Genomic DNA, 12,347 nt, shown 5'->3' on the forward strand with positions numbered 1-12,347 from the left:
CCCGAGGCGTACGGTGGTCCGCGTTCGATCTTCGCGAAGCGCGGGAGCAGGGAGAGCAGGGTTATGCCACAGCAGGTGCAGGCGGTCATCGCACCGGGGAAGAACGAGCCGGTCAGGGTCGAGACGATCGTGATTCCGGACCCCGGCCCCGGAGAGGCCGTCGTGAAGATCCAGGCGTGCGGTGTCTGCCACACCGACCTGCACTACAAGCAGGGCGGGATCAACGACGAGTTCCCCTTCCTCCTCGGCCACGAGGCGGCGGGCGTCGTGGAGTCCGTCGGCGAGGGCGTCACGGATGTCGCCCCCGGTGACTTCGTCATCCTCAACTGGCGTGCTGTGTGCGGCCAGTGCCGCGCCTGTCTGCGCGGCCGCCCCTGGTACTGCTTCGACACCCACAACGCCCAGCAGAAGATGACGCTGCTCGACGGCACGGAGCTGTCGCCCGCCCTCGGCATCGGCGCCTTCGCGGAGAAGACCCTCGTCGCCTCCGGCCAGTGCACCAAGGTCGACCCCGAGGTCGCCCCCGAGGTGGCCGGACTCCTCGGCTGCGGCGTGATGGCGGGCATCGGCGCCGCCATCAACACCGGCCAGGTCGGCCGCGGCGACTCGGTCGCCGTCATCGGCTGCGGCGGCGTCGGTGACGCGGCCATCGCCGGCTCCCGGCTCGCCGGAGCGGCGAAGATCATCGCGGTCGACATCGACGACCGCAAGCTGGAGACGGCGAGGGCGATGGGCGCCACCCACACCGTCAACTCCCGCACCAGCGACCCCGTCGAGGCGATCCGTGCCCTCACCGACGGCAACGGCGCCGACGTCGTCATCGAGGCCGTCGGCCGCCCGGAGACGTACGAACAGGCCTTCTACGCCCGCGACCTGGCCGGAACGGTCGTCCTCGTCGGCGTCCCCACCCCGGACATGAAGCTCGAACTCCCGCTCCTGGACGTCTTCGGCCGCGGCGGCTCGCTCAAGTCCTCCTGGTACGGCGACTGCCTGCCCTCCCGGGACTTCCCGATGCTGGTCGACCTCCACCAGCAGGGCCGCCTGGACCTCGCCGCCTTCGTCACCGAGACCATCGGCCTGGGCGATGTCGAGCAGGCCTTCACCAAGATGCACGACGGCAACGTCCTGCGCTCGGTGGTGGTCTTCTGATGACCGCCGGCATCGACCACCTGGTCACCTCCGGCACCTTCGCCCTCGACGGCGGCGAGTGGGACGTCGACAACAACGTCTGGATCGTCGGTGACGACACCGAGGCGATCGTCATCGACGCCGCCCACGACGCCACCGCCATCGAGGCCGCGCTCGGCGGCCGTACGCTGCGCGCCATCGTCTGCACCCACGCGCACAACGACCACATCGACGCCGCCCCCGCCCTCGCGGAGGCCACCGGCGCCCCGATCCTGCTCCACCCGGCCGACCGGGAGCTGTGGCAGCAGACCCACCCGGACCGCGCCCCCGACGCCGAACTGACCGACGGCCAGGAACTGGAGATCGCCGGGATCACCCTCACGGTCCTGCACACCCCCGGCCACGCCCCCGGCGCGGTCTGCCTCTACGCCCCCGAGCTGGCCACGGTCTTCACCGGGGACACGCTCTTCCAGGGCGGCCCGGGCGCCACCGGCCGCTCCTTCTCGTCGTTCCCCACGATCATCGACTCGATCCGGGACCGGCTGCTCACACTCCCGGGCGACACCACGGTCCGTACGGGCCACGGCGACCCCACCACGATCGGCGCCGAGGCCCCGCAGCTCGACGACTGGATCAAGCGCGGCCACTGAGCAGGTGGAGCCTCACCCCTCCGGCCAGGCGGAGAGCCGCAGCCCGCTCACGAAGCGGCGCGGCTCCCCGCTGACCGGATCGGTGAACTCCAGCCGCCGCGCCAGCAACTGCAACGGCCGGTCCCAGTCCTCCCCGGCCCCCTCCGGCTCCACCACCGGATAGAGCGGATCGTGGACGATCGGCACCCCCAGCGCGTTCATATGGACCCGCAGCTGATGCGTCCGCCCGGTGGCGGGCACCAGCCGGTAACGCCCCAGCGCACCCCGGTGCTCCACCAGCTCCACGTGACTCTCGCTGTTCGCCCCGCCCGGCACCTCCCGGGCGGCGAGCACTCCGCGCTCCTTCACGATCCGGCTCCGTACGGTCCGTGGAAGGGCCAGCTCCGGGTCGTACGGGGCCACCGCCTCGTACTCCTTGCGCACCAGCCGGTCCCGGAACAGCGTCTGGTACGCGCCCCGCTCCTCCGGCCGCACCACGAAGAGCACGAGCCCCGCCGTCAGCCGGTCCAGCCGGTGCGCGGGCTGCAGCGCGGGCACCCCCAGCTCCCGCCGCAGCCGGGCCACCGCGGTCTGTGTGATGTGCCGCCCCCGGGGCGTGGTGGCGAGGAAGTGCGGCTTGTCCGCGACCACGAGATGCGCGTCCCGGTACACGATCCCGATGGGAAAGGGCACCGGCTCCTCGGGAGCGAAGTCCCGGTGGAACCAGAGCGACAGCCCGGCGGCATACGGCTCACCGCCCCGCACCGGCACTCCGTCGGCCCCCACGAACCGCCCCGCGTCGAGCATCGCCGCGACCCGCTCCGCCCCGATCGCCCCACCGAACCGCGCGACCAGGTACTCCCCGACCGTGGACCACGCCCCGCCCGGATCCTCCGGCAACCGCACCCGTACGGCATCGATCCCGTCCCGCTGGGGGAGAGGCCCGGCGGACGCCTTCCTGCGGCCCCTCATCCTCGCCCCTCTCCGGCCTCCGGCCCGGTGACGCAAAAGAGCCCCACCGAAGTGGGGCTCCCGCTGGTGTCCGAGGGGGGACTTGAACCCCCACGCCCGATAAAGGGCACTAGCACCTCAAGCTAGCGCGTCTGCCATTCCGCCACCCGGACAAGGTGTCTGTCTCGCGGGCCCGTGCCCGTTCCGACGTGGAAAACCATAGCAAACATTCGAGGGTGCTCGATCACGCCCCGATGGCTGTGAACGGTGCGTGACGGGCGATGCACGGCCTTGGGTGTGGGACGTGGGCGCGGGAGGATGGGAAGGAGCACCACAGCGACAGCGGAAGGAAGCAGCGTGAGCGAGAGCAGCACGGGCAAGGCCGTCGGCGTCGGGGACGCCGAGAGGGAGGTCGTGGACCTCTGTCGTGACCTGATCCGGATCGACACCAGCAACTACGGCGACCACTCGGGCCCCGGTGAGCGGCTCGCCGCCGAGTACGTGGCGGAGAAGCTCGCCGAGGTCGGTCTCGAGCCGCAGATCTTCGAGTCGCACAAGGGCCGCGCTTCCACCGTCGCGCGCATCGAGGGCGAGGACCCCTCCCGGCCCGCCCTGCTCATCCACGGGCACACCGACGTGGTCCCGGCCAACGCGGCCGACTGGACGCACGACCCGTTCTCCGGGGAGATCGCGGACGGCTGTGTCTGGGGCCGGGGCGCCGTCGACATGAAGGACATGGACGCGATGACCCTCGCGGTCGTACGGGAGCGGATGCGCACCGGCCGCAAGCCCCCGCGCGACATCGTGCTGGCCTTCCTCGCGGACGAGGAGGCGGGCGGGACGTACGGGGCCCGGTATCTGGTCGACAACCACCCGGGGCTCTTCGAGGGCGTCACCGAGGCGATCAGCGAGGTCGGCGGGTTCTCGTTCACCGTCAACGAGAACCTGCGGCTCTATCTGGTGGAGACGGCCCAGAAGGGCATGCACTGGATGAAGCTCACCGTGGACGGCACCGCCGGGCACGGTTCGATGATCCACAAGGACAACGCGATCACGGAGCTGTCCGAGGCGGTCGGGCGGCTGGGGCGGCACAAGTTCCCGGTGCGGGTCACCAAGACGCTGCGGCACTTCCTCGACGAGCTGTCGGACGCGCTCGGCACCGAGCTGGACCCGGAGAACATGGACGAGACGCTCGCCAAGCTCGGCGGCATCGCCAAGCTGATCGGCGCCTCCCTCCAGAACACCGCCAACCCGACCCAGCTCGGCGCGGGCTACAAGGTCAACGTGATCCCGGGCCAGGCGACCGCCCATGTCGACGGCCGGTTCCTGCCGGGGTACGAGGAGGAGTTCCTCGCCGACCTGGACCGGATCCTGGGCCCCCGGGTGAAGCGCGAGGACGTGCACGCGGACAAGGCGCTGGAGACCACGTTCGACGGGGCCCTGGTCGACGCCATGCAGACCGCTCTGGTCGCGGAGGACCCGATCGCCCGTGCCGTGCCGTACATGCTCTCGGCCGGCACCGACGCCAAGTCCTTCGACGACCTGGGCATCCGGGGCTTCGGTTTCGCCCCGCTGAAGCTGCCCCCGGAGCTGGACTTCGCCGGGATGTTCCACGGCGTCGACGAGCGCGTCCCGGTCGACGGCCTGCAGTTCGGCGTGCGGGTGCTCGACCGGTTCATCGACCACAGCTGACCGGTCCCGTCGATAATTCGCCTGCCTGTGCGTATGTGATCGAAAGAGTGAAACGAGCCGTTCACACGTAGCCCCGCTCCCCCCTCCTCGTTACAAGGTTTGCGGTCCGCGGCTGGGACCGCACTTTCCAACTAGGAGGAATCATGATCAAGAAGGTCGTCGCAGTTGCGGCTGCCACCGGTGGCCTCGTTCTCGCGGGTGCGGGCATGGCTTCCGCCGACGCGGGCGCCCAGGGTGCGGCCATCGGCAGCCCCGGTGTGCTCTCCGGCAACGTCGTCCAGGTCCCGGTCCACGTGCCGATCAACCTGTGCGGCAACACGGTCTCCGTGATCGGGCTGCTGAACCCCGCCTTCGGCAACACCTGCGTCAACGCGTGACGTTGCGTCAACCCGTAAGGGTTTGAGCTCGGTCGGTCCCGGAGTGCGTGCCATGCACTCCGGGACCGTTCGGCATTCGGCTCCCGCACGGTCATGTCCGGGGGTTTTTCGGAAGGCAGAAGGCAGGAAACGAACCTATGCGACAGGTCACTCGTAAAGGCCTGATCACCATGGCGGCGGCGGGCGGGGTCCTCGCTCTCAGTGGCGGCTACGCCCACGCCGACGCCGGGGCGGCCTCGACGGCCACCGGCTCACCGGGCGTGCTGTCCGGGAACTCGGTCTCGGTCCCGATCGACATCCCGGTCAACGTCTGCGGCAACTCGGTCACCGTCGGCGGTCTCATCAACCCGACGTTCGGAAACGACTGCGAGAACGGGTCGGCGGCGTCGAGCCAGGGCTCCGGCACGCAGAACCGTATCGGCGGCGGCTCCGCCGACGGGGCCCAGGCCGGCAACACGGCCCAGGCCGGGGACATCACCGCCACCGACCGGACCGGCGAGCCCGGCACGGGCCGTCACCGGGCGGGCGGGGCCGGTGCGGAAGGGGTCGCGCAGGGCTCGCCCGGCATCCTCTCCGGCAACATGGTCCAGGCGCCGGTCAGCGTCCCCGTGAACGTCTGCGGCAACAGCGTCTCCGTGATCGGGCTGCTGAACCCGACCTTCGGCAACAGCTGCTCCAACGACGCCACGCCGCCTCCGCCGCCCCCGACGCCGGAGGAGCCGCAGAAGCCCCCGGTCACGCCGGAGACGCCGGTCGACCCGCCGGCCAACCAGCCGCCCGAGCCGAACGTACCCGAGCCCCAGCTCGACCCGGAGGAGCAGCTCGCCCAGACCGGCGCGGGCGGCATGGAGATGCTCATCCCGGCCAGCGCCGGACTGATGCTGGCCGGCCTGGGATCGGTGCTCTACCGCCGCTCCCGCAGCGCCGCCTGACCCGGGCGCGTACGCCGGGAACAGCGGTACGGAAAGCGAGCAGGCGAACACGGACGGGCCCCGCGACCCGCGGGGCCCGTTCCCGTGTCATCTCTCGTCGGACGCCCGGGTCACCGGAGACCCGTGACATCGGGCGGCTGGTGGTGTCACCAGGTGGCTCGCAGCTGACGGATGATCCGCCGACGCAGCCGCACTCTCCGACTGCCGTCCAGGCGCAGCGTCAGACGGTCCAGTTCCCAGTGTCCGTACTCGGCGTGGTCGGTCAGGAGTCGGGCCGCTTCCTGGCGGGTGACTCCGCGCGGCACGTACACGTCGACAAATTCGTATTCCGGCATCGCATCTATTGTGCGGGCAGAGCCCCGGTACGGATAGCGTCTGCACTATGTCTGATGCTGCGCAGCCCACCGCTGCCGAGGTACGTGCCGCCGCCGAGGCGGTCAAAGCCGCGATCGACCGTCACCTCGACGCGGTCGAACGCCGCACCGGGGACGACGACCCCGCCGTCTACGAAGCGTTCAACTCACTGGCCGCCGCTGCCGAGGTCTACGACGAACTCCTCTACGACCGCTACGACGAGGTCACCCCCTTCGAGATCCCCGGCGCGGACGACTCCCTGCCGCCCTACGCCGGACCCGCCGAACCCAGCGCGCTGAGCGTGCTGATCCGGCGCGACTACGCGGTCGCGGAACCCCAGCGGCTGCTCGCCCAGGCACAGCGCCTCGCCGACCTCGACGAAGGACCCGGCGCGAACGGCTCCACCACCCCGGTGGTCGGCACCAGCGTCCACGCCGCGCTCGGCATGCTCTTCGGGGAGTACGAACCCGACGAGATCGCCTCCCGGCACAAGGAGTTCGGCCTGGAGGAGGGCGACTCCACGCTCTGGGTCTCCGCCGCCGAGGCGCTCCCGGAGCCGGGGGAGTGGCTCGCCGCCCCCTTCGAGGACGCCGACCCCGAGCTGGTGGTCTGCCGCTTCGACGTCAGCGCCGTCTTCGACGAGGAGGAGCTGGACGAGGAGCTGGACGAGCCGGCGGCCGGCCGCGCATGACAGGGCAGCGGGCCCCGGCGCAGTGGTGCGCCGGGGCCCGCTCGCGTGTGCTGATCAGGAAGCCGCGTCGGGCGTCGGGAGCGCCTCCAGGAGAGGGCGCAGCCGGGTCGTCCGCTCCTGGGCCGGGACCTGCGCCACCGCGTGCGGGAGCGCCTGGTCCACCCCGTGCACCACGGACAGGTGCCGCTCGCCCCGGCCGAACGCGGTGTAGACCCACGGGCGGCTCAGCCCCGCCGCCGCGTCGCCCGGCAGCACCACCACCGCGGCGGGCCAGCGCATTCCGGCCGCCTGGTGGGCACTGAGCGCCCAGCCGTGCCGCACCACCGCCTCCACCCGCTCCTGCGGTACGACGACGGGGGTGCCGCCGCAGTCCAGATGCAGCCCCTCCGCGTCGGCCGAGCGCACCACCCCGGGCACCGTACGGCCGGGTGCGGGGACATGGACCACCCGGTCGCCCGGGTCGAACCCGCCGAACCGGCCGGGACCGGGGTTGAGCCGCTGCTTCAGGGCCTCGTTGAGCACCCGGGTCCCGGCCGCGCCGCCGTGGCCGACCGTGATGACCTGGGTGTCGGCGGCGGGGATCGAGAAGGCCCGGGGCACCGAGTCCGCGACGAGCTGCACCGTACGGTGGACCGCCTCGCCCGCGTCGCTGACGGGGACGATCACCACCTCCTTGCCGGGAGCCGCCACCTGGTTCAGCTCCCCGATGCCGATCCCGGAGACCAGCTCCCCGATAGGGCCCGGGTCCGGTGTACGGGAGACGACCTGCGGGCACGCGCGTGCGGCCAGCACATCGGCGAAGACCCGCCCGGCCCCCGCCGAACCCAGCACCCCGGGGTCACCGCTCAGCACCAGCCGGGCCCCGTCCGCCAGCGCCTCGACGAGGACGGCCGCGCCCTCCACGTCCAGCTGCGGGGCGTCCAGCACCACCAGCAGGTCCAGGGCGAGCGCCCCGTCCTCGTCCCGGCCGGGGCCCTCGGTGCCGGAGAGCAGCCCGGCCAGGGTGACCGCCGCCTCCGGGGCGCCGATGGCCCCGGCCAGTCTGCGGCGGCCGTCCTCGCTGTGGGCGGCGCCCAGGGCCCGCAGCCCCAGGCCCCGCGCCGCGGCGATCAGGGCGGCGGGCTCGGCCCGGGCCGCCTCACCGCCGCTGTGGACGACGAGCCCGGCGGTGGCCGCCGTACGGATCAGCTCGGCGGCGGAGGGGGAGGGCGCGGCAGCGGCGGCCTCCGCCCAGTCGGCGCCCTTCTCGCAGGCGTTCAGCAGGCGGGCCAGGCCGTCGGCGAGGCTCTCCTCGGCCAGCGCGTAGCGGTCCAGTCCCAGCAGCACCTGGACCGGCTCCGGCGCCTCGGTCTCCCCGCCCTCGGGGGCGCCCCCTTCCGCCGGGGCCTCGGCTTCCACGTCCTCTTCTCCTTCGAACCCGGCCTCCGCGCCCTCCTGGAAGACCAGGGCCACCCCCTCCTCCACGGCGTGGCGCACGGCCCCGTCCGGGTCGCGCACCGCCCGCTCGGCGAGCGCCGCCCGTACGGCCTCGGCGTCCAGCGCCGTGTGCCCCTGGAGGGCGGCGCGCTCCAGCACCCACCCGACCAGGGCGGCCGTGCGGCGCTCGTCGTCCGGGCCGCAGCCGGCGCCGAGCAGGGCCCGGGCGAAGCCGTCCGCCTGCTCGGGCCGGACGCCGGGGACGGCCAGCAGCTGCCAGGGGTCGGCGCGCAGCAGCTCGGCGGCCTGTTCGCCCAGCGCCCCGGTGGCCGGGCGGGCCAGCGCCTCCGGGGCCCCGCCCTCGGTGAGGACCGCCCGCACCGCGTCCACGGCCTCGGGGGAGGCGGCGGGGCGCTCGACGGGGGCGGCGGCCGGATCGGGGCGCCGGGGTTGTACGGCGGGGGCCGGGGCGGCGCGGCGGGGCGTGGGCGTGCCGAGGTGCGAGTCGAAGAACTCGGTGCCCGTCTTCTGGCCGCTCTCCACGGCCCGGACGGCCGCGAGCAGGTCGGCCGCGGTGCCGCTCAGCTTCGTACCGGCGGCGACGGGGCCGTCCTTGGCCGCCTTGCGCTGGGCGATCCGCTCGCGCAGCTCCCGCTGGGCGGCCAGCTCGGCCTGCGCCTCGGAGAGCGCGGGCGCGGCGGCGTCCTCTTCCCCGCCGGCGGAAGCGCCCGCGGTGTCACCGGCGCCCTCGGTGGCCTCGGCGGACCCGGTGGCCTCATCGGCGGAAGCCTCCGCGACCTCGCCGGTCTCAGCAGCGGAGGCCCCGGCCTCCGTGGCCTCGGCGTCGGTGGCGTCGGGCGCTTCGGTGTGCGCGGGGGCCTCGGCGTCGGTGGCCTCCGTGGGCGCGTCGCCCTCCGGTGTGTCCGTGCCGGCGGTGCCGGGGGTCTCCCCGGGAAGCGCAGTCACAGCGTGCTCCAGTCCTGGTCGGGATAGCGGTGCACGGGCGCCGACACATCGTCGAGCGCCTGGCAGATCTCGTAGGGAAGAGTAAGCGTCTCCACTGACAGCGCCTCGGTGAGCTGCGCGGCGTTGCGCGCGCCGACGATCGGGGCGGCCACCCCGGGGCGGTCCCGCACCCAGGCCAGCGCCACATGCAGTGGGCTCGTCGCCAGCCCGTCCGCCGCCGTCGCCACCGCGTCGGTGATCCGGGCCGCCGCGTCGTCGAGATAGGGCTCGACGAAGGGGGCCAGCAGCTCGGAGGCGCCCCGGGAGTCGGACGGGGTCCCTTGGCGGTACTTGCCGGTCAGCACCCCGCGCCCCAGCGGCGAGGACGGCAGCACCCCGATCCCGAGGTCCAGCGCGGCGGGCAGCACCTCCCGCTCGATGCCCCGCTGGAGCAGCGAGTACTCCATCTGCGTACTGGCCAGCCGGGTGCGCACCCCGGGCGCGGCGAGCTGCCAGGTGGCGGCCTTGGCCAGCTGCCAGCCGCAGAAGTTCGACACGCCCGCGTAGCGGACCCGGCCCGAGGAGACGGCCAGGTCCACCGCCTGGAGCGTCTCCTCCAGCGGGGTCTGCGGGTCGAAGGCGTGGACCTGCCACAGATCCACGTAGTCCGTGCCGAGCCGCTCCAGCGAGGCGTCCAGGGCGGCCAGCAGATGCCCGCGCGAGCCGTTGACCCTGCGGTACGGGTCGGGGACGTTGCCCGCCTTCGTGGAGATGACCAGATCCTGCCGGGGCACGAGGCTGTCCAGGAACTGCCCGAGGATGAGCTCGGCCTCGCCGCCCCCGTACACGTCGGCGGTGTCCACCAGAGTGCCGCCCGCGTCCCAGAAGGCCTTGAGCTGGTCGGCGGCGTCGTGCTCGTCCGTGTCCCGGCCCCAGGTGAGGGTGCCGAGCCCGATCCGGGACACGCGTAGGCCGGTGCGGCCGAGATGCCTCTGCTCCATGGGCGCGAGATTACTGGCCATGGCCCCACCGAGTGGAAGCCTGTGGACAACGGGAGGTCGCGCGGGCCTGCCGGATCGACCTCACCCGCGCTAGAGTCCCCGGGACGGGACGTTACTGATCAGTAAGGGGAGCGGCTATGCGGCTCGGCATCAATCTCGGTTACTGGGGCGCCGGCATGGACGGCGACAACCTCGCCGTCGCCCAGGAGGCCGACCGGCTCGGCTACGACGTCTGCTGGGCCGCCGAGGCCTACGGTTCCGACGCGCCGACCGTCCTGACCTGGGTCGCGGCCCAGACCGAATCCATCGACGTGGGCTCCGCGATCATGCAGATCCCGGCCCGCCAGCCCGCCATGACGGCGATGACCGCCGCCACCCTGGACTCGCTCTCCGGCGGCCGCTTCCGGCTCGGCCTCGGCGTCTCCGGCCCGCAGGTCTCCGAGGGCTGGTACGGCGTCAAGTTCGACAAGCCGCTGGCCCGCACCCGCGAGTACGTCGAGATCGTCCGCCGGGCGATGACCCGCGAGCGGCTCTCGTACGAGGGCGAGCACTGGACGCTCCCGCTGCCCGGCGGCCCCGGCAAGCCGATCAAGCTCACCGTCCACCCGGAGCGCGAGCACATCCCGCTCTACATCGCCGCGATCGGCCCGAAGAACCTGGAGCAGACCGGCGAGATCGCCGACGGCGCCCTGCTGATCTTCCCCTCCGCCGACCATCTGGAGGAGACCGCGATCTCCTATCTGCGCGCGGGCCGGGAGAAGGCCGGGAAGACCATGGAGGGCTTCGACGTCTCCCCGACGCTCCCGCTCGCCGTCGGTGACGATGTCAAGGGGCTCGCGGACATGTTCCGCCCGTACACCGCCCTGTACGTCGGCGGGATGGGCAGCCGGAAGCAGAACTTCTACAACCAGCTCGCCCAGCGCATGGGGTACGAGAAGGAGGCCGCCGAGATCCAGGACAAGTACCTGGACGGCGACAAGGCCGGGGCGGCGGCCGCCGTACCGCACCAACTGATCGACCAGACGGCGCTGCTCGGCCCCGTCGAGCGGATCGCGGAGCGGATGCAGGCGTACGCCGCCGCCGGGGTCACCACGCTCAACCTCGCCCCCGCCGGCTTCACCCTGGAGGAGCGGCTCACCGCCCTGCGCGCCGGGACCGACGCCCTGGAGCGCTCCGGACTCGCGTAACACCTCCGGGGAGCACTACGGCCGTGGTGGGGGCTCGGGGGTCTTCCCCGCCACGGCCGTCACCGGGAACAACGCGCCGCGCGCCCCGGGGTTACGCCGGGCCCTCGCCGCCGCCCCCTCCGTCGCTCCGGGTTGCTCCGGTTGCCGACCGCGCCCCGGCGCCTTTGACTGCTGCTCTGCGCACGACTGCCCCGCGGCGACCGTTCCGGGGGGTCCGGCACGGAGGTGGCGCTCATGCTCTCAGCCCGCAGCCTGTTCCAGGAGATCCTGGACGACGACGAGGCCTACCGGCTCTTCTGCTCCATCGCCGCCAGCGGGGAGTCCCAGGGCGGCTGGGAGAACGCCCGCATCGCCGCGCTGGTCCCGGAGAGCCGCCGCTCCCTGGCGCCCCGGATCGTCCGCCACGGCGCAGACGAGGACAAGCACGGCCGGATCTTCAACGCCCTCCTGAAGAAGCGCGGGCTCCGGCCGGCCGACGTCCCGCCGGAGACCGACTACACGATGCTCCTGGAGCAGCAGGGCATCGGCCTCGCCCACTCCCGGCTGCGCGGCGACGAGCGGCTCACCGAGCGCGACATCATCACCTATCTGGCCCACAGCCGGATCACCGAACAGCGCGCGTCCGAACAGATGCAACTGCTGGGCCGGTACTTCTCCGACCACCCCGACATCGGGCGCGCGGTGCGGATGATCTCCGACGACGAGGACAACCACCTCGCCTACTGTCACGAGGAGCTGCTGCGGCTCGCCCGGGAGGGCCACGGCCGCACCATCCAGCGGACCATGCGCGAGTGCGCCCTCGCGGAGATCAAGGTCTACCGCGACGTCAGCCTCGCGGTGATGGACCACATGGGACGGCTGCTGGGCTGGCCGCGCCCCAAGGCCCTGGCGCTGGCGGCCGGGATCCACGCCGTGTACGCGTACGAGCGCCTCGGCGGCTGGCGGCGCATGGTGAGCCTGGAGATGCCCGAGCGCCGCGACGCCCTGGGCGGCCGGGCCGTACCGGAACCGGAGTTCGCGTGACCCGGCGGGGACTCCCGGATT

The 12,347-nt window shown here is 72.9% G+C and carries 12 protein-coding genes and 1 tRNA gene; 8 read left to right on the forward strand and 5 right to left on the reverse strand.

From position 1 onward, the window contains the following. Positions 1-63 precede the first annotated feature (63 nt). Positions 64-1,149 (forward strand): S-(hydroxymethyl)mycothiol dehydrogenase, encoded by a 1,086-nt coding sequence (locus tag DJ476_RS28690; protein WP_103418699.1) that lies wholly within the window; start codon positions 64-66, stop codon positions 1,147-1,149. Beyond that, on the forward strand, positions 1,149-1,778 hold the full coding sequence (locus tag DJ476_RS28695; protein ID WP_112491873.1) for an MBL fold metallo-hydrolase: 630 nt from the start codon (positions 1,149-1,151) through the stop codon (positions 1,776-1,778). The genes DJ476_RS28690 and DJ476_RS28695 overlap by 1 nt, the downstream gene beginning before the upstream one ends. 12 nt (positions 1,779-1,790) lie before the next feature. Here DJ476_RS28695 and DJ476_RS28700 read toward each other — a convergent pair whose 3' ends face one another. Both DJ476_RS28700 and DJ476_RS28705 read right to left on the reverse strand, forming a co-directional pair. Further along, complete coding sequence (locus tag DJ476_RS28700; protein ID WP_112491874.1) at positions 1,791-2,729, reverse strand: RluA family pseudouridine synthase; 939 nt, start codon at positions 2,727-2,729, stop codon at positions 1,791-1,793. Between the two features lie 64 nt (positions 2,730-2,793). Beyond that, a tRNA-Leu gene (locus DJ476_RS28705) sits at positions 2,794-2,881 on the reverse strand. Between the two features lie 184 nt (positions 2,882-3,065). Here DJ476_RS28705 and DJ476_RS28710 point away from each other — a divergent pair. From DJ476_RS28710 to DJ476_RS28720, 3 genes are all read left to right on the forward strand, one after another. Beyond that, positions 3,066-4,400, forward strand: coding sequence for a M20/M25/M40 family metallo-hydrolase (locus tag DJ476_RS28710; RefSeq protein WP_070204721.1), 1,335 nt, complete (start codon positions 3,066-3,068; stop codon positions 4,398-4,400). A gap of 143 nt (positions 4,401-4,543) precedes the next feature. Then, a complete protein-coding gene (gene chpH / locus DJ476_RS28715; RefSeq protein WP_015607544.1) occupies positions 4,544-4,777 on the forward strand; it encodes a chaplin ChpH in 234 nt (77 codons plus the stop codon). 137 nt (positions 4,778-4,914) lie between these two features. Then, on the forward strand, positions 4,915-5,709 hold the full coding sequence (locus DJ476_RS28720) for a chaplin (protein ID WP_103418701.1): 795 nt from the start codon (positions 4,915-4,917) through the stop codon (positions 5,707-5,709). A gap of 146 nt (positions 5,710-5,855) precedes the next feature. Here the strand turns inward: DJ476_RS28720 and DJ476_RS28725 are convergent, their stop codons facing one another. Then, positions 5,856-6,044 carry a DUF5703 family protein gene (locus tag DJ476_RS28725; RefSeq protein ID WP_029394995.1) on the reverse strand — a complete coding sequence of 63 codons (189 nt, stop codon included), beginning with the start codon at positions 6,042-6,044 and terminating at the stop codon, positions 5,856-5,858. A gap of 47 nt (positions 6,045-6,091) precedes the next feature. Between DJ476_RS28725 and DJ476_RS28730 the strand changes: the two genes are divergently transcribed. Then, positions 6,092-6,754, forward strand: a complete 663-nt coding sequence (locus tag DJ476_RS28730) for a hypothetical protein (protein ID WP_103418702.1) — start codon at positions 6,092-6,094, stop codon at positions 6,752-6,754. 54 nt (positions 6,755-6,808) lie between these two features. Here DJ476_RS28730 and DJ476_RS28735 read toward each other — a convergent pair whose 3' ends face one another. Together DJ476_RS28735 and DJ476_RS28740 are read right to left on the reverse strand one after the other, a co-directional pair. Next, positions 6,809-9,136, reverse strand: coding sequence for a helix-hairpin-helix domain-containing protein (locus tag DJ476_RS28735; RefSeq protein WP_112491875.1), 2,328 nt, complete (start codon positions 9,134-9,136; stop codon positions 6,809-6,811). Then, positions 9,133-10,116, reverse strand: a complete 984-nt coding sequence (locus DJ476_RS28740; RefSeq protein WP_103418401.1) for an aldo/keto reductase — start codon at positions 10,114-10,116, stop codon at positions 9,133-9,135. Before DJ476_RS28740 ends, DJ476_RS28735 begins: the two co-directional genes overlap by 4 nt. A gap of 137 nt (positions 10,117-10,253) precedes the next feature. Between DJ476_RS28740 and DJ476_RS28745 the strand changes: the two genes are divergently transcribed. Together DJ476_RS28745 and DJ476_RS28750 are read left to right on the forward strand one after the other, a co-directional pair. After that, positions 10,254-11,303 (forward strand): LLM class F420-dependent oxidoreductase, encoded by a 1,050-nt coding sequence (locus DJ476_RS28745; RefSeq protein WP_019766110.1) that lies wholly within the window; start codon positions 10,254-10,256, stop codon positions 11,301-11,303. Between the two features lie 234 nt (positions 11,304-11,537). Further along, complete coding sequence (locus DJ476_RS28750) at positions 11,538-12,326, forward strand: hypothetical protein (RefSeq protein WP_103418400.1); 789 nt, start codon at positions 11,538-11,540, stop codon at positions 12,324-12,326. Positions 12,327-12,347 lie beyond the last annotated feature (21 nt).

The sequence above is a fragment of the Streptomyces bacillaris genome (assembly GCF_003268675.1).
In the GTDB taxonomy this organism is placed as follows: Bacteria; Actinomycetota; Actinomycetes; order Streptomycetales; family Streptomycetaceae; genus Streptomyces; species Streptomyces bacillaris.